We start from the raw sequence: 21,264 nt of genomic DNA on the forward strand, positions 1-21,264 counted from the left end.
GCTCCGGGGGGCGTGGTGGACGATCCGGCGAGCACCGACACGGCAGCGGAAGGCTCGGCCACGGCCGACTCGGGCGCGGCGACAGCCTTCTTCGCGGAGGCCTTCTTCGCGATGGCCTTCTTCGCGACGGCCGTCCTGTCTTCGGCCGTCTTGGCTACGGGCTTCTTGGCAACCGCCGTCTTCGTGACCGCCGTCTTGGCGGCGGTCTTCTTCGCTGCCGCCTTTTTCGCGACGGTCTTCTTCGCTGCCGCCTTCTTCGCGGAGGCCTTCTTGGCTACGGCCTTCTCGGCGACACCGCCGGCGGCCACGGTCCCTGCGGTGACGTCACCGGTGGGGGCGGCGCCAACGGTGGTGGCCCTGCCGGCCGTGGTCGACTTGGCCGCGGTCTTCCTCGCTGCCGCCTTCTTCGCGGCCGGAGCCCTTTTCGCCGGGGGCTTCTTCGCCGCCGCGTTCTTCGTGGCGGCGCTCGTGGCGACGGCCTTCTCCGCCGCCGTGCCCGCGTCCTGCGCCGTCTCTCCCGGCGCGGCCCCGCCAGCCACGGTCGTGCCCTTCGCCCCCGTCGCCGTCGCCTTCTTGGCCGCAGGCTTCCTCGCCGCCGCCGTCGTCTTCTTCGTGGCCGTCTTCTTCGTCTTCGTGGCCGTCTTCTTCGCGGCGGCCTTCTTCACCGGGGCCGGTACCTCGGCCCCGGCGGCGGGGGGCTGCGTGCTGTCGTCGGACGGCGGGCGGGGAGTCACAGGGACGGTCTCCTCGAAAGGGGTGGTGTCAGGGGGTGGTGTCGGTGCAGGGGTCCGTGGCCAGGCGGCGGACCGCGGCCAGGGGTACCGGGAGCCAGTCGGGACGGTGGCGGGCCTCGTAGAGGACCTCGTACACGGCCTTGTCGGTCTCGTACGCGCGCAGCAGCACGGGATCGGTCCGCGGATCGACCCCGGAGACATCCGCGTACCCGGAGCAGTACGCGGCCCGGCAGGCGGTCGCCCAGTCGGCGGCCGGGGGCTGCAGGGAGTGCGCGGCGTAGTCGAAGGAGCGGAGCATGCCGGCGATGTCGCGGGCGACGGGCTGCGGCATCCGCCGCTCGGCCAGCGGCTTCGACGGCTCGCCCTCGAAATCTATGAGCGACCATTCTCCGGACGGCGCACGCAGGCACTGCCCGAGGTGCAGGTCGCCATGGATGCGCTGCGCCGTCCATGTGCGTCCCTCGGCGGCCAGGTCGGCCAGCGCCGAGAAGGCCGTGCGCAGACCGGGCGCGTACGGCCGCAGTGCGGGGACGGCCTGCGCGGCGGCCTCCAGGCGTTCGGTCATCCCCTCGACCAGCGCCTGCAGTTGGGCCCGGCCCATGGTGACCGTGGGCAGGGCGGTCGTCAGCGCGGTGTGCACCTCGGCGGTGGCCCGCCCGAGCGCACGCGCCTCGGCGGTGAAGTCCTCGCCCTTGGACAGCACGCTCAGCGCCAGTTCCCAGCCGTCCGCCGCCCCGTGCAGGAAGGGTTGCAGGACGCCCAGGACGTGATGGCCGTCGGGGTCGCCGGGGTCGCCGGGGCGGCCCAGGTCCGCCACCATCCACGCCACCGGTGCCGGTACCCGCAGGCAGCCCTCCTGGGAGAGAGCCAGCGGCAGTTCGAGGTCGGGGTTGTCCCCGGGCACGACCCGGCGGAACAGCTTCAGGATGAACGTATCGCCGTAGACGAGCGAGGAATTGGACTGCTCGGCGGTGGCCAGACGCGGCACCAGGCCCTCGGGGATGTCATGACGCGTGTCCCGTCCGCAGCGCAGCTCACCGACGCGCGCCTGGGTGCGCAACGCCTCCAGAAGGACATCGGCGAGACGGGGGTCGTGCAGCGCCTCGTACACCGTCCGCCCGGCCAGCGGCCCCTCCGCCACATGCCCGATCAGCGCGGGCGCCAGCCGGGGCGGCAGTGTCTCGCGTACACCGAGCAGCAGTTGGTAGCAGTCGCCGGGGTGCGTCGCGGCGCCCTGGGACGGCACCAGCGGCTGATGCGCGCGGACGAGGAGATGCAGCAGCCCCGCCTTGGACCCGCCGGACCCCTGGGGCCCGCCTGCCGCAGGGGTGCCCACCGGCAGCAGTTCCGTCGCCGCCACCAGGCTGAACCCGGTGACCGGTCGCCCTTTCCCCGCGAACCAGCGCTGCCGCGGCAGCCACTCGCGCAGCAGGGGCTCCAGCGAGGTGAGCAGCCCGGCTGTCGGTTCTGTGGGAGGCGGTGGCGCAGGACTTGTCGCGGTGGAGTGCGAAGCGGCTTCCGACATGGAATCGCGTCCTTTCCCCGGGGGACGGGGGTGTTCCTGTCTGCGTGCCCCGGGCGGGCCGGGGGAAACCGGCCCGCCCGGGGTTCCGGTCGGGTTTACACGGCGTCCTTCCGCAGGCGGAACCAGTAGAAGCCGTGGCCCGCGAGGGTGAGGAGGTAGGGCAGTTCACCGATGGCGGGGAAGCGGACCCCGCCGATGAGTTCGACGGGGTGGCGTCCTTCGTAGGTGCGCAGATCGAGCTCGGTGGGCTGGGCGAAACGGGAGAAGTTGTTCACGCACAGCACCAGGTCGTCCTTGTACTCGCGCAGGTAAGGAGGTGACCAGTTCCCGCAGGGGATGGCGGGCCAGGACCTCGTCCACCTCCGGCGCCAACGCCGCCGCCAGCCGGGCCGAGACGGGACGGGCGGTGTCCCGGAGCGCGTCCACGGCGGCGAGGAGGGTGCCCCGACCGCTCTTGCCCTCGGGAACCTCGTCGGCGGCGCGTTCGTGGAGACGCGCGCCCTCCTCCAGCACCAGCTCGGTGTCGATGCCGGCCGGAACCTTGATGCGGGCGTGATGGCGCCACGTGGCGACCGGGTCGCCCCAGCCCTCCACGGCGTAGGACCACAGGCCCTCGCTCGGTACGGAGACGGTGGCGCCCCAGCGGTCGGTGCCGGGGGCCAGTTCGCGCATCGGGGTCCACCCGGCCGGGCGGCCCTCCGGGTCCCGGAGCACGACATTGGCGGCGACCGCGTCGTGGCCCTCCCGGATGACGACGGCCGAGATCTCGAAGGCCTCGCCCACGACGGCCTTCGCCGGTCGGCGGCCGTGGTGGACGGTCGGCCGCACATCGAGGACCGGTATCCGTCCGATGGTGGGAGCGCCCTGAGTCTCCGGGGGTGTTGGAGGCACCGAGGAGGGCGCGGGCGGGCCGGTGCGCGCCCGGCGCGCGGGGCGTGCGGCGGTGCTGTCGGGTGGGGCGGGGGTGCTACTGGTCGTCGGGGGTGGTGACGAGTGGTGCGTGGCGGGCATGACCGCTCCTGTCCGCGTCAACGTGGGTGGGCGGATGAGGGTGTGGGGAGGTGGGGCCAGCGGGACGTACCGGTGGAGCCTTCCCACACAGTGCGGGTGGGCATTCCGGCACTTTGTTAACTACTCACGCGTATGTCTACACACAAGACCGGCCTCGTCCGAAGGGGTCGAGGCCGGTCACTGTAGTCGCTCTCGGTAAAGACCCGCTCACCACTGGTGTTACGGGTTCCTACAGGCGGTCGACGAGAAGAAGCCTGTTCGGGGAGCCCGGATGTCTGTCCTTGACCTTGCCCGAAACCGCACGCTTGACCAACGCCTTGGCCACGTCCGCGGGAGCGGCCCGTGGACGGTCGGCCAGATACAGGGCCGCCGCGCCCGCGGCGTGCGGCGCGGCCATGGACGTACCGGAGTGGGTCGCCCGCGCGGAGTCGCTCCGGTGCGAGGCCGAGGTGATGGACCGGCCGGGAGCGAACAGGTCAAGGCTCGGGCCCCAGTTCGAGAAGTCGGCACGGACGTCCTTCCGGTCGGTGGCGCCGACCGTGATCGCCTGCTTGACGCGGGCGGGCGAGTAGAGGCCCGCGGTCCGTCCGTCGTTGCCCGCGGCCACCGTGTAGGTCACCCCGGAGGCGATGGAGTTGCGCACGGCCTCGTCGAGTTGGGTGTTGCCGAGACCGGCGAGGCTCATATTGGCCACGGCCGGCTTCCTCGCATGCTCGGTGACCCAGTCGACACCCGCGATGACCTGGGCGGTCGTGCCCCCGCCCGCGTCGTCGAGCACGCGGACGGCGACGACCTTCGCCTTCTTGGCGACCCCGTACGCGGTGCCGGCGACGGTGCCCGCGACATGGGTGCCGTGGCCGTTGCCGTCCTGGGCCGTGCGGTCGTTCTGCACGAAGTCCCAGCCGTTGCTCGCCCGTCCGCCGAAGTCCTGGTGGGTGATCCGTACGCCGGTGTCGATCACGTACACGGTGACGCCCCGGCCCGCCGACTCCGGCCAGGTGTAGCTCCTGTCGAGCGGCAGGTTCGGCTGGTCGACGCGGTCCAGGCCCCACGACGGCGGGCCCGGCGGACTGCCGGTGTAGGCGACCTTCGTGTCCTGGACGACCGACGACACCCGGGGGTCCGCCGCGAGCCGCCTGGCCTGTTGCTCACCGACCGTCACGGAGTAGCCGTTCAGGGCGCTGCCGTACATGTGGCGTATTTTCGCCCCGTACTTCGACGCTATGTCCTGTCCTGCCGTCGACGGGGCCCTCGTTCCCGGTTCGAGGGTGACGATGTAACTGCCGTTGACGGAGCCGGGCTCGCCGGCGCCGTGGACGAACCCCTCCGGGGCGGCGTGCGCGGGCAGGGTGATGGCCGAAAGCGCCGCGGCCGTCAGCACCGCCGTGAGCCCACCCGCCCGGCGCGCACCCCTGTTTCTCGTCTCTGCCGGCTGGCCCATGTCTGAGAATCCCCTCCTCGGCCCGGCGCTCCCACACCGGGGTCCACCGGAAGCCTCTCGTGCGGGGTGAAGCCCCACAAGGCCGCGCAGAGGGGTGGAATCAGCCAATATCACCTGTGGGGTACATGTGGATGTTGCTGACGGCTTGCGGCGAATTCAGGACTGAACGGGCCGGGGCGGACTGCCCCGCCGGGCGGCCGGGGTACGGATGCGCCGTAATTGCATACGGAGGGACGCGCCGTAGTTGCCACGGCCCCCGCGCCGCTACCGTCGGGGGGTGACGAACGGCGCACAGCGGAGTGCGTCCCCCGGCCCGTACGTCCTGGCGCGAAGGTGGAATCCTCTGTGAAGGCCATCCGCAGATTCACCGTCCGACCCGTCCTGCCCGAAGCCCTCCATCCGCTCAGCGAACTGGCGCGCAATCTGCGCTGGTCCTGGCACCCGGAGACCAGAGACCTCTTCCAGTCGGTCGATCCCGAGCGCTGGGCCGCCTCCGGCGGTGACCCCGTACGCCTCCTCGGCTCCGTCTCCGTACAGCGTCTGACCGAGCTCGCCGAGGACCGGCGCTTCCTGCGCCGGCTGACCGCCGCCGCCGACGAACTGCGTGACTACGTCACCGGCGACCGCTGGTACCAGGGGCAGGCGCAGAGTGCCGAACTCCCCGCCGCCATCGCCTACTTCTCGCCCGAGTTCGGGATCACGGCCGCGCTGCCGCAGTACTCCGGCGGCCTCGGCATCCTCGCCGGCGACCACCTGAAGGCGGCCAGCGACCTCGGGGTCCCGCTGATCGGCGTCGGCCTGCTCTACCGGCACGGCTACTTCCGGCAGTCCCTGTCCCGGGACGGCTGGCAGCAGGAGCACTATCCGGTGCTCGACCCGAACGAACTGCCCCTGGTGCCGCTGCAGGAGGCCGACGGCACCCACGCCCGGGTCGGCCTCGCCCTCCCCGGCGGCCGCCGGCTGCACGCCCGGATCTGGCAGGCCCAGGTGGGCCGAGTGCCGCTGCTGCTCCTCGACTCGGACGTCGAGGAGAACGACCTCGGCGAACGCGGGGTCACCGACCGGCTCTACGGAGGCGGCAGCGAACACCGGCTCCTGCAGGAGATGCTGCTCGGCATAGGAGGTGTCCGGGCGGTGCGCACGTACTGCCGGCTCACCGGCCACGCGGGGCCCGAGGTCTTCCACACCAACGAGGGCCACGCCGGGTTCCTCGGCCTGGAACGCATCGCCGAACTCGGCGACGAGGGGCTCGACTTCGACGCCGGCCTGGAGGCGGTCCGCTCCGGCACCGTCTTCACCACGCACACCCCCGTCCCGGCCGGCATCGACCGCTTCGACCGTGAACTGGTCGCCCGCCACTTCGGCCCCGACGCCGAACTCCCGCGCATCGACGTGGGTCGCATCCTGGGGCTCGGCATGGAGACGTACCAGGGCGGCGACCCGAACGTCTTCAACATGGCGGTGATGGGGCTCCGGCTCGCCCAGCGCGCCAACGGGGTCTCGCTGCTGCACGGACAGGTCAGCCGGGAGATGTTCTCCGGGCTGTGGCCGGGCTTCGACCCGGACGAGGTCCCGATCACCTCGGTCACCAACGGCGTGCACGCCCCGACCTGGGTGGCCCCGGAGGTCTTCCGGCTCGGCGCCCGCCAGATCGGCGCCGAACGGACCGAGGACGCCATGACCGTCGGCGGCTCCGAACGCTGGGACGCCGTGGGCGACATCCCCGACCAGGACATCTGGGACCTACGCCGCGACCTGCGCGAACAACTCGTCGTCGAGGTACGGCAACGCCTGTACGCCTCCTGGCGGCAGCGCGGTGCCGGCACGGCCGAACTCGGCTGGATCGAGGGCGTCCTCGACCCGGACGTCCTGACAATCGGCTTCGCCCGCCGGGTCCCCTCGTACAAGCGTCTGACACTGATGCTGCGCGACCAGGACCGGCTGATGGAGTTGCTGCTCCACCCGGAGCATCCGATCCAGATCGTGGTCGCGGGCAAGGCGCACCCGGCCGACGACGGCGGGAAGCGCCTGATCCAGGAGCTGGTGCGGTTCGCCGACGACCCCCGCGTCCGCCACCGGATCGTGTTCCTGCCCGACTACGGCATGGCGATGGCACAGAAGCTGTACCCGGGCTGCGACGTGTGGCTGAACAACCCGCTGCGCCCGCTGGAGGCGTGCGGGACGAGCGGGATGAAGGCGGCGCTCAACGGCTGTCTCAATCTCTCCGTCCTGGACGGCTGGTGGGACGAGTGGTTCCGGCCGGACTTCGGCTGGGCGATCCCCACGGCCGACGGCACGGCGTCCGAGGAGGACCACGACCGCCGGGACGACGTGGAGGCGGCCGCCCTCTACGACCTGCTGGAACGGCGGGTCGCCCCCCGCTTCTACGAGCGTGGCCCGGGCGGGCTGCCCGACCGCTGGATCGAGATGGTCCGCGAGACGCTCACCCACCTCGGGCCGAAGGTGCTGGCGGGGCGGATGGTCCGGGAGTACGTCGACCGCCTCTACACCCCCGCCGCCCGCGCGCACCGGTCGCTGACCCCGGACACGGCCCGCGAACTGTCCGCCTGGAAGGGGCGGGTGCGGGGCGCCTGGCACCGGGTGAGCGTGGACCACGTGGAGACCTCGGCGGCCCCGCTCAGCACGGCCGCCGAGCTGGGCGCGACGCTGGTGCTGCGCGTCCGGGTCGGCCTGGGCGACCTCGGCCCCGACGACGTCGAGGTCCAGGCGGTCTCCGGGCGCGTGGACACCGACGACCGCATCACCGACGCCAGTTGCGTCCCGCTGAAGCCGGCGAGCGGCCCCGACGACGAGGGCCGCTGGGTCTACGAGGGCCCGCTCGCCCTGGACCGCACGGGCTCCTTCGGCTACACGGTCCGCATCCTCCCGACCCACCGCCTGCTGGCCTCGGCGGCCGAACTGGGGCTGGTGGTGGTGCCTTCGGAGGAGCTGGGGGAGGGGGCGGGGGTGTTGATGCGCTAGGCGGCCGTGCAGCGCCGGGTTCTTGGGCCACAGGAGCCGGGGCCCGGCACTTGCACTGTGGCGACTTCCGTCAATGTCACGGCAGTTGTGCGTTGGTACCCTCTGCCGGGCCAATTGCGGTCCGCATGTGAGGTGGAACTGTTCGTGATGCGTATGGAGAACGTGTGGACACCGGCTCACCAGGCCGTCGAGAACGGTGAGCCGGATGAATTGGCTCGATTGCTGGACTCGGGAGTGGACCCCGACGAGGTGTGCTGCGGAATGACCTTGTTGGCTCATGCGGTGGACTATGAGGCCGACACGGCAATTCAGGCCGGCCATGAAATGGGGGTGACACTGGTGGCGGTACTTCTTGCGTACGGGGCCACTCCGGAGGCCGAAGGAAGCCCGGGGAAGTCTCCGCTGGTGTGGGCGGACGAGTATCGGCATGCGATGGCCAAGCGACTCCTCGTGCGTTTTATGCGGCCCGCTTGAACGTACGTGCCGCTTCTCGAGTTCGCAGGGCTCCGCCCCGGCTCACCCCTTCGGGTCCCCCGCCAGCCTCCGCAGCACCACCCCGCACCGCCGCGCATAAGCATGCTGCAACCCCCGCGTCGCCGCCCCGCCCGCCCGGGCGTACCACTTCGCGCCGCGGCTGAAGGCGGTGACCGTGAGCCAGACCGTGCCGTCGCCCGTGCGGTCGACCACGAAGGACTCCTCGCCGCATTCGGGGTGGCCCGGGAGCGTGCCGTAGGCCCAGCCCTTGCGGCGCGGTTCGTCGACCGTCCAGACCACGCGGCAGGGGGCCTTGATCACGCCGCCGAGGGTGACCGTCACGTCGACGCCGGGGGCCGCCTCGGGGGCGGACGCGCGTATGCCGACGCCCATCGCGCGGTGCATCTCCCACGTGCGGACCGCGTGCGCGGCCCGCTCGAACACGTCCGTGCCCTCGCCTATGCGGGAGCGGACGTGGAGGGGGTTGAAGTCCGGCGGGCAGTGGCCCTCGCGGGTCGCGCCGACGGCCTCGTAGGTGAAGGGGCCCTCGGGGAGCGGGCCGGTGGTTTCGGGCATGGCGCACAGACTAGGGCGGTACCCGGAGTCGCCTTCTCTCCGGGTACCGCCCCGAGCGACCTGGGAATCAGGCCGCGCTGTCATGTCATGTCACTCCGTGTCACGCCGTGACGTTGACCGCCGCCCACGTCGCGTTCACCGCGGCGTACTCCGCGCTGCTCGCGCCGTAGAGCGACGACGCCGCGTTCAGGGTCGCCGTGCGGGCGCCCTTGTAGTTCGTGGTCGACGTCATGTACGTCGTCAGCGCCTTGTACCAGATCTGGGTGGCCTTGGCGCGGCCGATGCCAGTGATCGTGGCGCCGTTGGAGGTGGGGGAGTTGTACGAGACCCCGTTGATCGTCTTCGCGCCGCTGCCCTCGGACAGGAGGTAGAAGAAGTGGTTCGCCGGGCCCGAGGAGTAGTGGACGTCCAGGCTGCCGAGCGACGACGACCAGTAGTTGGCCGACGAGCCGTCCTTGCTCGGCTGGTCCATGTAGCGCAGCGGGGTGCCGTTGCCGCGGATGTCGACCTTCTCGCCGATCAGGTAGTCGCCCGGGTCCTTGGCGTTGGCGGCGTAGAACTCGACCGCCGTGCCGAGGATGTCCGAGGTGGCCTCGTTCAGGCCGCCGGACTCGCCGCTGTAGTTCAGCCCGGCGGTGTTGGACGTCAGGCCGTGGGTCATCTCGTGCCCGGCCACGTCCAGCGAGGTGAGCGGCTTGGTGTTGCCCGCGCCGTCGCCGTACGTCATGCAGAAGCAGCTGTCGGACCAGAAGGCGTTGACGTACGCGTTGCCGTAGTGGACCCGGGAGTACGCGGCGACACCGTTGTTCTTGATGCCGTTGCGGCCGAGGACGTTCTTGTAGAAGTCCCAGGTGACCTGGGCGCCGTAGTGGGCGTCCACGGCGGCGTTCTGGTCGGTGGAGGAGCTGGTGGCGGTGCCGGTGCCCCAGACGTCGTCCGCGTCGGTGAAGAGCGTGCCGGCCGAGGAGGACGTGGCGCGGGCCTTGTTGTACGTCTTGTGGGCGCCGCGCGAGGCGTCGTTCAGCTGGTACGTCGAGCCGGACAGCGAGGTGCCGATGGAGACCTGGCCGTTGTACTGGCTGTTGCCGGTACCGGTCTGGACGGCCTCCCACTCGTAAAGCTTCTTGCCGGTCTCCGCGTCGGTGACGACGTGCAGCTCCTGCGGGGTGCCGTCGTGCTGGAAGCCGCCGACGACCGTCTCGTAGGCGAGGGCGGGCTTGCCGTTCGCGGCCCAGACGACCTTGCGCGGGGCCTTGTCGGCCGCTGTCTTGCTGGAGCCCTCGGCCTTGGCGGCCTTCAGCGCCTGCTTCTCGGCGGTGGCCTTGGTGACGGCCGCGGTCAGGTCGGGGACCTTGACGGTGGCGGTGGTCGCCTTGGTGACGCTCTTGATGGCGCCGGCCTTCGACTCGTGGACGACCAGGTCGCCGCCGAGGACCGGGAGGCCGCCGTAGGTGCGCTCGTAGCGCGTGTGGACCGTACCGTCCGCGTCCTTGAGGACGTCACGGACGACCAGTTCCTCCTTGGCGCCGAGGCCTATCTCGTCGGCGGTCTCGGCCGTGGCCGCGTCCGCCTCCTTGATCAGGGCGGTGCGCGCGGCGGGGGTCAACAGGACCGGGGCCCCGGCCGGCCGGGCCTTGTCCGCGACGGGCGCGGGCTGGGCGGTGGCACCGGAGGTCAGGCCGGTGGTCAGCAGCGCGCCGGCGGCGACGGCGGTCGCGATGGCGAGCGTGGTGCGCTTGTGACGCGCGTAGAGAGGACGTCGGGGAGTCACACGAGCTCCTTATGTGGGGGAAGTGCAGGGGTGCTGGTGCTGGTGCGGCGGGTGGAGGAAGAGTGACACCTGGGTCGTGTTCATGTCAGGAGGGGGTGATGATGTTGGCCGAAAGTCAACTGTCCGGTGAATGTTGCGGGAACATGAACGAGCGCCGCCCCGGCGGGAATCGACCCACCGGGGCGGCGCCGTTCAGGAACAGGGGGCGGGTGCGCGGGGGTGACCCGCGCGTGCGCCCGAGCCGGTCTACGGGAACGTCAGCTTCCAGCTGTTGATGTACCCGGTGTCACGGGCCGCGTTGTCCTGGACCCTCAACTGCCAGACACCGTTGGCGACTTCGGAGGAAGCGTTCACGGTGTACGTGGTGTTGATGTTGTCCGAGCTGCCGCCATTGCCGTACGCCTTCAGCGTGTACGCCGTGCCGTCGGGGGCGACCAGCTGGACCTGGAGATCACCGATGTAGGTGTGGACGATGTCCACGGCGACCGCCAGGTTCGAGGGAGCGTTTCCGGTCCGGCCGGAGACCGTGATCGGCGAGGTGACCGCCGCGCCGTTGTCCGGAATCGATACGTCGGTCGTGCTCTCGAACGACGTACCGCCGCCCCCGCCCCCGCCGGGCCGGGTGCCCACGTTCACGCCCGCCCAGGCGTTGGCCACGGCCGTGTACTCGGCGGACGTGGTGCCGTACAGCTCACCGGCCGCCGCCAGGGTGCCGGTGCGGGCACCCGCGTAGTTGGTGGTCGAGGTGAACTTGGTGGTCAGCGCGCGGAACCAGATCTTCTCCGCCTTGTCCCGGCCGATGCCGGTCACCGGCAGGTTGTCCGAGGTGGGCGAGTTGTAGCTGACACCGTTGATGGTCTTGGCGCCGCTGCCCTCGGAGAGCAGGTAGAAGAAGTGGTTCGCGGGGCCCGAGGAGTAGTGCACGTCGATCGAGCCGATGCCCGAGTACCAGGCGTCCTTGGAGGAGCCGTCCTTGCTCGGGCGGTCCATGTAACGCAGCGGCGTGCCGTCGCCGTTGATGTTGATCTCCTCGCCGATGAGGTAGTCACCGACGTCGGAGGTGTTCGCCGCGAAGAACTCGACCGTCGCGCCGAAGATGTCCGAGGTGGCCTCGTTCAGGCCGCCGGACTCGCCGCTGTAGTTCAGGCCGGCCGTGTTGGACGTGAGGCCGTGGGTCATCTCGTGCGCGGCCACGTCGATCGAGGTGAGCGGGTTGGCGTTGCCGGAGCCGTCGCCGTACGTCATGCAGAAGCAGGAGTCCTGCCAGAACGCGTTGACGTAGTTGTTGCCGTAGTGCACGCGCGAGTAGGCGCCGACGCCGTCACCGCGGATGCCGCTGCGGCCGTGCACGTTCTTGTAGTAGTCCCAGGTCAGCGCCGCGCCGTAGTGGGCGTCGGCGGCGGCCGACTCCAGGTTCGACGGGGCGCCGTTGCCCCACACGTCGTCGGGGCCGGAGAACAGGGTCCCGGTGCCGGACGTGCCGCGGTTGAGGTTGTTCGTGCGGTGGTTGCCGCGGGCGCCGTCGGTGAGGTTGTACGTCGAACCGGACTGGGTGGTGCCGAGGGTCACCTGGCCGCTGTAGACGGTGTTGCCGGTGCCGGTCTCGACCGCTTCCCACTCGTACAGCTTGGCGCCGCTGGTGGCGTCCGTGATGACGTGCAGCTCCTGCGGGGTGCCGTCGTGCTGGAAGCCGCCGACGACCGTCTCGTAGGCGAGGACCGGCTTGCCGCTCGCGGCCCAGACGACCTTGCGGGGCGCGCGGTTGATGTCCGGGCTCTTGGCGTCCTCGGCCTTCGCGGCGCCGAGGGCCTGCTTCTCGGCCTTGCCCTTGCTGACGGTCGGCGTCAGCGACGGGACGGCGATCTTCGCCTTGGTGGCCTTGACGATGCCCTCGGTCGCGCCCGCCTTCGAGGTCTCGACGACCAGGTCGCCGCCGAGGACCGGGAGGCCGTCGTAGGTCCGCTCGTAGCGGGTGTGCACGGTGCCGTCGCGGTCCTTGATCACGTCACGGACGACGAGCTTCTCCTTGGCGCCGAGGTTCAGCTCTTCGGCCGTCTCCGCCCTCGTCGCGGTGGCCTCGCGTATCAGCTCGGCCCGCTGGGCGGGGGTGAGCTTGACCGAGGCCGTGCCGGTGGCCTTGCCCGCAGCCGACGGTGCCTTCTCCGGGGCGGCGGTGGCGGCGCCCGACTGGACGGCCGCGGCCAACAGGGCGGTGACGGCGACGAGCGCGCCGGCGGCCGCGCGCCGACGGGCGGTGCGGCCGAAGGTGTTACCGGTGTGGGAGGTGCGTCTGTGGGACTGGCGTCTCAACACTGACTCCTTCTGCGCGGCCGCGGTTCGCACGGCCAGGGGAGACCGGACGACTGGTGGCCGTCCGGGCAGAACAAGGTGTGCACTGACGAACGCGAAAACCACATGCGTGGGGGTGCCGCGCGGCACGTCACAGCGCTGCTTGTGAGGTTGCTGTGCCGCGGTTGTGGGCAGAGTGGCAGGAGATTGCGCTTCCTGTCAGGGGCGCGTCAATAAGTTGGCCGGAAATGGTCCGTTGCCCGGTTGATCATGTTCGATAAACGGAGTGTTCACCTGGTGGGGCAGAGGGCGGGGGCGCAGGGCCGAGCGCGGAAAGCGGAGGGCGGAGGCCCACGGAGCCGCCCTACCTGATCCGTTCCAACGCCTCGGCGGCCGTCAGATGGGTCAGCCCCTCGGCCAGGTGCGCGTGGTCGTTGCAGAACCAGACGGCGTTCTCCGGGTGACCCTCCCATTCGTCGTCGTACGTCCGGGTCGCCCGGAAGTACACCAGGGTGAACTCGGGGAGAGGTTTGCCGCCGCGCGGCTTGCGAGGGCAGACGACACACATCGGCGGCATCACGGGAGGCGTTCTTCCCATCGTCGTAGGGCTGTTCGGTGATCCTCGCACGGGGCCGTGCGCGTCCGCCGCGGACCGTACCGGACCCGCGTTCCCGTCAGGCCGTCTCCTCCCCGTGCCAGCGCCGCCACAGTGCCGCGTACGCGCCGTCCGTCGTCACCAGGTCGTCGTGGGTGCCGAGTTCGGTGACGCGGCCGTTCTCCATCACCGCCACGCGGTCCGCGTCGTGGGCGGTGTGGAGGCGGTGGGCGATGGCGATGACCGTGCGGCCCTGGAGGACGGCGGCGAGGGCGCGTTCGGTGTGGCGGGCGGTGGTCGGGTCGAGCAGGGCGGTCGCCTCGTCGAGGATGAGGGTGTGCGGGTCGGCCAGGACCACCCGGGCGAGGGCGAGTTGCTGCGCCTGGGGGCCGTCCGTGCGACGCCCGCCCTCGCCGAGGCGCGTGCCCAGGCCGTCGGGGAGGTCACGGACCCAGCCGTCCGCGCCCACCGCCGACAGAGCCTCCCACAACTCCTCGTCCGTGGCCGCCGGTTCGGCGATGAGGAGGTTGTCGCGGACCGTGCCCAGGAAGACGTGGTGCTCCTGGGTGACCAGGACCACCTGGCGGCGCAGCCGCTCGGGGCCGAGGTCGACGACGGGCACACCGCCGACCGTCACGGTCCCGGCGGTCGGCGCGTCGATGCCCGCCAGGAGGCGACTCAGCGTCGTCTTCCCGGCGCCGGACGGGCCCACCACCGCGAGCCGTTCACCCGGGCGGATCGTCAGGTCCACGCCCCGCAGCACCTCGCCGCCCCGCTCGTACGCGTACCGGACACCCCGTACGTCGATACGGTCGTCCGCGGGCTCCGGGGTGGCGGCGGAGCCGGTGCGCGGGGCCCCGGCCAGACCCTCCACCCGGGCGAACGACGCGCCGCTGCTCTGCAGCAGCTCCACCCGCATCAGGATCTCGTCGAGCGGGCCGCTCAGCTGCTGCAGATACAGGGCCGCCGACACCACCACGCCCAGCGTGACCGCGCCGCGCGCGAGCAGCACACCGCCGAGGAGGAGCACGAGGACCTGGGGCACGAAGTACGAGACCTCGACGCCGGGGAAGAACACCGTGCGCAGGAACAGGGTGTGGAGGCGGCGGCGCCGGGACTCCTCCAGCGCGTCCCGGCTCGCCGTGATCCGCCGGCGCTCCAGCCGCAGCGCCTCGACCGTACGGGCCCCCGACGCGGTCGCCGCGACGATCTCCGCCACCTCCGAACCGGCCGCGCCCTCCGCGAGATAACCCTCGCGCGCTCGGCGCAGATACCAGCGCAGCACCACCCCGATGCCGCTCAGCCCGACCAGCGCGCACACCCCGAGCAGCGGGTCCAGCGCGAACACCGCGCCGATCAGGAACAGTGCCTGCACCGAGCTGATGAGCAGCTCGGGGCCCACGTCACGCAGGGTCTTGCCCACCGCGTCCACGTCGGCCGTGCCGCGCGCCGTCAGATCCCCGGTCCCCGCCCGCTCCACGACCGACGCCGGCAGCGCCAGGGTCCGGTCCACGAACTCCTCGCGCACCCGCGCCAGCGTCCGTTCCCCGAACCGGTGCCCCACATATCGGGCCCAGCGTGCCAACAGCAACTGTGCCACCGCGCACAGCAGGATCGCCGCCGCGAGCCGGTCCACGACCCCGACGCCGGCCCCGCCGCGCACCTCGTCGATGATCCGCCCCACCAGCCACGGCCCGGCGAGCCCCGTGGCGGCAGCCGCCCCGTTCAGCCCCAGCACGGCCAGGAAGGCCCGCCCGTCCGCCCGCACCAGTCGCACGGTAGCCCGCCGCACGGCCCGCGCGTCGGCGATGGGCAGCCGCTCGGAGGGACGGGGGTCGGCATCAACCGCGGTTGCTCTCCTGCCCCTTGCCGCTGTCGTCATCACCGTACGACCTCCGCGTCCGTGCGCCCCGCGCCGCCCGTGTCCTCCGCGCCGCGCGGCCCCTCCGGCTCTCCCGTGTCCCGTGCCACCAAGTTCCGGTAACCCGGTTCGGCGGCGAGGAGTTCGTGGTGGGTGCCGGAGGCCGAGACCTTGCCGTCCACCAGGTGGACGACGATGTCGGCGTGGTCGAGGACGAGGGGCGACGTGGTGGTCACGAGGGTCGTACGGCCCGCGCGGGCGGCCCGCAGCCGTCCGGCCACCCGGGCCTCGGTGTGCGCGTCCAGCGCCGAGGTCGGCTCGACCGCGAGCAGCACCTCGGGGTCGGACACCAGCGCCCGCGCCAGCCGTACCCGCTGCCGCTGACCGCCGGAGAGATTGCGGCCCTGTGCGTCGATCGCCGAGTCGAGGCCGTCCGCGAGGCCCTGCGCGATGTCCTCGGCCACCGCCGCCCGCAGCGCCCGGCCGGCCGTCTCGTCGTCCACCTCCCCGTGCCCGCCGAGCAGGTCGCGCAACCGGCCCGCGAACAGGTCGGCCTCGTGGTCGGCGACCAGGATCCGTGCCCGGACCTGCGCCAACGGGATCGCGTCCAGTGGGATGCCTCCCCAGGTCACCGCGGTCGGCGCGTACCGTCCGAGCCGGTCCACCACGGCCGCCGCGTCGGCGGGCTGGTCGGCGGCCAGCGCGACCAGCCGGCCGGGCGGCACCCGCACCCCCGACGTGGGGTCGTGCAGCGTCGACGGCTCGGCGGGGGCGTCCGTCGTGCCGCGGTCCGGCAGCGGCTCCAGGTTCAGGAACCGGATGACGCGCCGCGCGGCCACCACCCCGCGGCTGACCTCGTACCCCCAGTCGACGAAGTACGACACCGGCCGCACGAGCACGGTGACGTACCCGTACACCGACACCAACTCGCCCACGGTGATGGCCCCCTGCGCGGCGAGCCGGGCTGCCAGCCAGGTCACCACCGCGAGGAACAGCGTCGGCAGCCCCACCCCGAGCGCCTGCATCCAGCTGGTCACCGCACCCACCTGGTACCCCTGCGCCCGCAGCCGCTGCGAGTCCCGGTGGAAAGCGTCGGCGACCAGCCCCTTGCCGCCCAGCCCGCCCAGGACCCGCAGCCCGCCCGCGAGGTCGGCGATCCGCGCGGTCAGCACGCCCTGCCGTTCCCGGTACTCGGTCTCCGTGCCCTGCAGCCGCCGCATCATCGGCCCCACGATCACCGCGATCAGCGGCATCCCGAGCAGCACGACCGCCGCGATGGGCAGGGAGACCGTCACGAGCAGTCCGGCGACCACCAGGTAGGCGGCGAGGGCGCCGACCCCCGGCCCGATGACCGTCAGGGACCCGGCGATCGTCTGGACGTCCCCCACGCCGATCGTGACGACCTCTCCGGCGCCGGCGCGGCCGGGCAGCGCCGCTCCCAGCCGGACGGCGTGCGCCATCACCACCTTCACCGTGCGGAAGTTGGCGTCCATCCGGACCCGGGTCATCGTGCGGTGGCGCATGACGCTCAGCCAGGCGTTGAAGGCGCCGACACCGAAGAGGGCGGCGGTCCAGCCGATCAGGGCCCGGTGGTCGCCGGGTTCGAGTCCCTCGTCGATCGCGCGGGAGAGCAGGTAGGGGGTGGCCGCCAGCAGCACCATCCACACGCATGAGATGAGGGAGCCGAGGGCGGAGCGGCCGGCCTGCTGCTTGACCAGCCACCACAGGTAGCGGGCGCCGCCTCGTCGGTCGGGGGTGCCGGGGTCCTCGTACGCGTTGATCATGGGCCCCCGGTTTCTGTGTACGTCTGAGTGGGTGAATGGGTGTGTGTTCGGGTGCGGGTCCGGTGGGGCTTCTCGCGCGGTTCCCCGCGCCCCTTCGGGGCGCGGGTCGTCACGCCAGACTGTCCCGCCAGGCCCGGTGCAGGTCCGCGAAGCGGCCCGTGCCCGCGATCAGGTCGGCCGGGGTGCCGTCCTCCACGATCCGGCCGTGTTCCATCACCAGGACCCGGTCGGCGATCTCGACCGTGGAGAGGCGGTGCGCGATCACCACGGCCGTACGCCCGCGCAGGACCGTCGCCATCGCGCGCTGGACCGCCCGTTCGCCGGGGATGTCGAGCGAGCTGGTCGCCTCGTCCAGGATGAGGACGGCCGGGTCCGCCAGCAATGCCCGTGCGAACGCCACGAGTTGACGCTGACCGGCGGAGATACGGCCACCCCGCTTGCGTACGTCGGTGTCGTAGCCGTCGGGCAGCGCGGTGATGAAGTCGTGGGCGCCGATGGCCTTCGCGGCGCGCTCGATGTCCTCGCGGCCCGCGTCGGGGCGGCCGATGGCGATGTTCTCGGCGACCGTGCCGGAGAACAGGAACGACTCCTGCGTCACCATGATCACCCCACGCCGCAGCTCGGGCACCGAGAGGTCGCGCAGATCGACACCGTCCAGCAGGACCCGCCCGGACGAGGGATCGTAGAAACGGGCCACCAGCTTCGCCAGGGTCGACTTCCCGGCGCCGGTGGAGCCGACCACCGCCACCGTGCTGCCCGCCGCGAGGGTGAGGTCGAAGCGGGGCAGCACCTCGCCGCCGGTGCGGTACGCGAACCGGACGTCGTCGAACACGACCTCGCGGCCCGGGAGTTCACGGTCGGTGACCGGCAGCTCCTTCGGCTCGGCGGGCTCCGGGACCGACGGGGCCTGGGCCAGCAGACCGGCGATCTTCTCCAGCGAGGCCGCGGCCGACTGGTACGAGTTGAGGAACATGCCGAGCCGGTCGATCGGGTCGTACAGCCGCCGCAGATACAGCACCGCGGCTGCCAGCACACCCAGCGCCAGTGTCTCCGACGCCACCCGGTAGGCGCCCCACAGCACGATCGCCGCGACCGTGATGTTGGCGACCACCCGGGAGCAGACCACATAGCGGGCCATCTCCAGGATCGCGTCGCCGTTCTTGCGCTCGTGGTGCCGGTTCAGCGCGCTGAACTCGGCGTCGTTCGCGGCCTCCCGGCGGAACGCACGCACGGGACGGATGCCGTTCATCGTCTCCGCGAACTTCACGATCACCGCGGCGATCGCGCTGGACCGGGCCGTGTAGACGCTCGCCGCGCGCCGCTGGTACATCCGTACGAACCCGTACAGCGGCACGAACGACGCCAGCGCCGCCGCGCCGAGGCCCAGGTCCAGCCAGAGCAGCATCGCCGAGATGTAGACGAAGGCGAGGATCACCCCGATGAGTTCCTGGAGCCCCTCGTTGAGCAGTTCGCGCAGCGACTCGACGTCCGTGGTGGACCGGGAGATCAGCCGGCCCGAGGTGTACCGCTCGTGGAAGTCGACGCTCAGCGCCTGCGCGTGCCGGAAGATCCGGCCGCGCAGATCCAGCAGCACGTCCTGGTTCACTCGCGCGGACGCCCCGATGAACAGGTACTGCAGCCCGCCGGCCGCCAGCGCGCACGCCAGGTAGCCGGCCGCCACCGCGATCAGCGGCCCGTGCCGGCCGTCGCGCAGCGCCGGTACGGCACTGTCGATGGCGTACGCCACCAGCAGCGGGCCCGCCTGCACCGCGGCCTGCTGGAGCAGGAGCAGCAAGCTCGCCACGATCACCCGGGCCCGCATCGGCGCGAGCAGGGAGCGCAGCAGGGCGAGGGTGGCGCCCGGGGGAGTGGGGAGGTCGTCGTGGTCGAACGGGTCGTCGGCGGACACGGGGGCCGGCCGGTCGCCTTCGGGTGACTTCTCCAGGGACGTCACCGTGCCCGAACGCCCCGCCGGACCCTCGTGCGCCTCGCTGCTCGACCCTCCGCTCGGATCACCGCTCGACTCGCCGGTCGAGACGCCCTCCGGTTCCTCGTCCGGTTCCTTGTTCGGCGCGGTGGTCAGGGGCGCCGTCATCGCTCGTCCTCCTCGGTGCCGGACATCAGATGGGCGTACTCCGTGTTCGTGCGCAGCAGTTCCTGGTGGGTGCCCACGGCCGTGACCCGGCCGCCGGAGAGCAGGGCGACCCGGTCGGCGAGCAGTACGGTCGACGGGCGGTGCGCGACGATCAGCGCGGTCGTCTCCGCGAGCACCCGGCGCAGCGCGGCCTCCACCGCGGCCTCCGTGTGCACGTCCAGCGCCGACAGCGGGTCGTCGAGGACGAGGAAGCGGGGTCTGCCGACCACCGCCCGCGCGAGCGCCAGGCGCTGCCGCTGACCGCCGGAGAGGCTGAGGCCCTGCTCGCCCACCTGGGTGGCCGTGCCCTGCGGGAGCGCGTGCGCGAACTCCGCCTGGGCGATGGCCAGGGCGCGGTCCAGCTCGGGTTCGCCCGCGTCCGGCGGGGCGCCCATCAGCACGTTCTCGCCGACGGTGGCCGAGAACAGGGTGGGTTCCTCGAAGGCCACGGCGACCAGGGCGCGCAGCGCGTCCCGGGACATCGTGGTGATGTCCTCGCCGTCCAGGGTGATGCGGCCGGAGGTGACCTCGTGCAGGCGGGGGACGAGGGCGGTGAGAGTGGTCTTGCCGGAGCCGGTGGCGCCGACCAGGGCCATCGACTCGCCCGGCCGGATGTGCAGGTCGATGCGGTCGAGGGTGGGGGTGCTGCCGGGCGCGGCGTCGGGGTAGCGGAAGGTGACGCCGTGGAACCGGAGCCCGCCGTCTGCGCAGGCCGTGCCCCCGTCCTCCCCGTCCCGGTCCCCGCTGTCCCGCTTCCCGCCGTCCTCGGCCCCGGCCGGGCGGAACGCCGGGGCGCCGGACCCCTGGGGATCGCCGGACTCCGGCTCCTCGTCCATCACCTCGAAGTACCGCTCCGTCGCCGTCGCCGCCTCCTGGCTCATCGCCAGCAGGAAGCCGATGGAGTCGACGGGCCAGCGCAGCGCGAGCGCGGTGGACAGGAAGGCGACCAGGGTGCCCGCCGACAGCACGCCGTCGGCGACCTGGACGACGCCGAGGACGAGGGCCGCGCCGATCGCGATCTCGGGGAGCGTGATGATGACGCCCCAGATCACCGACAGCAGACGGGCCTTGCGCAGTTCCGTGCCGCGCAGGGTCCGGGACAGCTCGCGGAACGCGCGCGCCTGGCTGCGGTGCCGCCCGAACCCCTTGATGATGCGGATGCCGAGGACGCTCTCCTCGACGACCGTCGTCAGGTCGCCGACCTGGTCCTGCGCGAGGCGCGCGACGGCGTTGTACTTCCGCTCGAAGACGACGCAGGTCACGATCACCGGTAAGACGGGCCCGAGGATGACGAGCCCCAGGGTCCAGTCCTGGGCGAGCATGATGATCACGCCGACCACGATGGTGACCGCGTTGACCAGCAGGAACGTCAGCGGGAAGGCGAGGAACATCCGCAGCAGCATCAGATCGGTCGTCCCGCGCGAGAGGAGCTGACCGGAGGCCCAGCGGTCGTGGAAGGCGACCGGCAGGCGTTGCAGATGACGGTAGAGATCCGCGCGCATCGACGCCTCGACCCCCGCGAGGGGCCGCGCCACGAGCCAGCGCCGCAGACCGAACAGGAGGGCCTCGGCGAGCCCGAGCAGCAGCAGGTACAGCGCGCCGAGCCACACGCCCGCCGGGTCCCGGTCGGCGACCGGGCCGTCCACCATCCACTTCAGGACCAGCGGGATGAACAGGCCCACGAGGGAGGCGACGATCGCGACCACCGCGGCGACGGACAGCCGCACCCGCACGGGCCGTACGTACGGCCACAGCCGCAGCAGCGTACGTACGGCGGAGCGTCCAGGGGCCTTCGCGGGCGGCTCGGCCCACTCGGGTTCCGCGGGCCCGGGCTCAGCCCGCTCGGCGTCCGCGGGCTCGGAGGCCGCCCCTGGTTCCTCGGTCCGGTCGGGTTCCTCTGCGGTGGCACGTGTCGTGGGCATCAGCAGCGAGCCTACGGATCGCCACTGACAACGCCCACCGAGTTTTGGCCGGACCTCGATCGGTCGTGAGTCCTACGACGATCCGGCGAGCGTCCCGTGACCCGCGCTGCCACGGAGGCGTACGCGCAGCTCACGGGGGGTCGTACCGGCGCATCGACCGATCGG

Annotated in this window: 13 protein-coding genes and 2 pseudogenes; 2 read left to right on the top strand and 13 right to left on the bottom strand. The window is 72.0% G+C overall.

Going from position 1 to position 21,264, the window contains the following annotated elements:
- From GWK25_RS44485 to GWK25_RS07690, 5 genes and pseudogenes are all read right to left on the bottom strand, one after another.
- Positions 1-734, bottom strand: a 734-nt coding sequence (locus GWK25_RS44485; protein WP_215449075.1) for a histone H1-like repetitive region-containing protein, incomplete at its 3' end; no start/stop codon positions are given.
- A gap of 28 nt (positions 735-762) precedes the next feature.
- On the bottom strand, positions 763-2,259 hold the full coding sequence (locus GWK25_RS07675) for a phosphotransferase (protein ID WP_215449076.1): 1,497 nt from the start codon (positions 2,257-2,259) through the stop codon (positions 763-765).
- Positions 2,260-2,354: 95 nt separating this feature from the next.
- Positions 2,355-2,570: pseudogene (locus GWK25_RS07680) on the bottom strand (alpha-glucosidase C-terminal domain-containing protein); the annotation flags it as partial.
- A gap of 1 nt (position 2,571) precedes the next feature.
- Positions 2,572-3,270, bottom strand: a pseudogene (locus tag GWK25_RS07685) (maltotransferase domain-containing protein); the annotation flags it as partial.
- A gap of 229 nt (positions 3,271-3,499) precedes the next feature.
- Positions 3,500-4,711, bottom strand: a complete 1,212-nt coding sequence (locus tag GWK25_RS07690) for a S8 family peptidase (protein WP_215449077.1) — start codon at positions 4,709-4,711, stop codon at positions 3,500-3,502.
- 345 nt (positions 4,712-5,056) lie between these two features.
- On the opposite strand from GWK25_RS07690, the gene GWK25_RS07695 reads away from it, so the two are divergent.
- Both GWK25_RS07695 and GWK25_RS07700 read left to right on the top strand, forming a co-directional pair.
- Positions 5,057-7,693, top strand: coding sequence for a glycosyltransferase family 1 protein (locus GWK25_RS07695; RefSeq protein ID WP_215449078.1), 2,637 nt, complete (start codon positions 5,057-5,059; stop codon positions 7,691-7,693).
- Positions 7,694-7,825: 132 nt separating this feature from the next.
- On the top strand, positions 7,826-8,167 hold the full coding sequence (locus GWK25_RS07700; RefSeq protein WP_308404185.1) for an ankyrin repeat domain-containing protein: 342 nt from the start codon (positions 7,826-7,828) through the stop codon (positions 8,165-8,167).
- A 42-nt stretch (positions 8,168-8,209) separates the two neighbouring features.
- On the opposite strand, the gene GWK25_RS07705 is transcribed toward GWK25_RS07700, so the two are convergent.
- The 8 genes from GWK25_RS07705 to GWK25_RS07740 all read right to left on the bottom strand — a co-directional run bounded on the left by GWK25_RS07705 (position 8,210) and on the right by GWK25_RS07740 (position 21,099).
- A complete protein-coding gene (locus GWK25_RS07705; RefSeq protein WP_215449079.1) occupies positions 8,210-8,743 on the bottom strand; it encodes a DUF1990 family protein in 534 nt (177 codons plus the stop codon).
- Between the two features lie 100 nt (positions 8,744-8,843).
- Entirely contained in the window at positions 8,844-10,514 is a 1,671-nt protein-coding gene (locus tag GWK25_RS07710; RefSeq protein ID WP_215449080.1) for a M4 family metallopeptidase, read from the bottom strand.
- Positions 10,515-10,760: 246 nt separating this feature from the next.
- The gene (locus tag GWK25_RS07715) at positions 10,761-12,827 is read right to left on the bottom strand and encodes a M4 family metallopeptidase (RefSeq protein WP_215449081.1); all 2,067 of its coding nucleotides are present in this window, start codon (positions 12,825-12,827) and stop codon (positions 10,761-10,763) included.
- A 340-nt stretch (positions 12,828-13,167) separates the two neighbouring features.
- Positions 13,168-13,401 carry a hypothetical protein gene (locus tag GWK25_RS07720; protein WP_251828761.1) on the bottom strand — a complete coding sequence of 78 codons (234 nt, stop codon included), beginning with the start codon at positions 13,399-13,401 and terminating at the stop codon, positions 13,168-13,170.
- Positions 13,402-13,477: 76 nt separating this feature from the next.
- Positions 13,478-15,280 carry an ABC transporter ATP-binding protein gene (locus GWK25_RS07725; protein WP_251828762.1) on the bottom strand — a complete coding sequence of 601 codons (1,803 nt, stop codon included), beginning with the start codon at positions 15,278-15,280 and terminating at the stop codon, positions 13,478-13,480.
- Entirely contained in the window at positions 15,280-17,043 is a 1,764-nt protein-coding gene (locus GWK25_RS07730) for an ABC transporter ATP-binding protein (protein ID WP_215449082.1), read from the bottom strand. Before GWK25_RS07730 ends, GWK25_RS07725 begins: the two co-directional genes overlap by 1 nt.
- 109 nt (positions 17,044-17,152) lie before the next feature.
- The gene (locus GWK25_RS07735; RefSeq protein WP_215449083.1) at positions 17,153-19,138 is read right to left on the bottom strand and encodes an ABC transporter ATP-binding protein; all 1,986 of its coding nucleotides are present in this window, start codon (positions 19,136-19,138) and stop codon (positions 17,153-17,155) included.
- Positions 19,135-21,099: an ABC transporter ATP-binding protein gene (locus tag GWK25_RS07740; RefSeq protein WP_215449084.1), complete on the bottom strand. Its 1,965-nt coding sequence runs from the start codon at positions 21,097-21,099 to the stop codon at positions 19,135-19,137. Before GWK25_RS07740 ends, GWK25_RS07735 begins: the two co-directional genes overlap by 4 nt.
- Positions 21,100-21,264: the final 165 nt, after the last annotated feature.

It is taken from the genome of Streptomyces sp. ATCC 21386 (genome assembly GCF_018728545.1).
Lineage (GTDB): Bacteria > Actinomycetota > Actinomycetes > Streptomycetales > Streptomycetaceae > Streptomyces.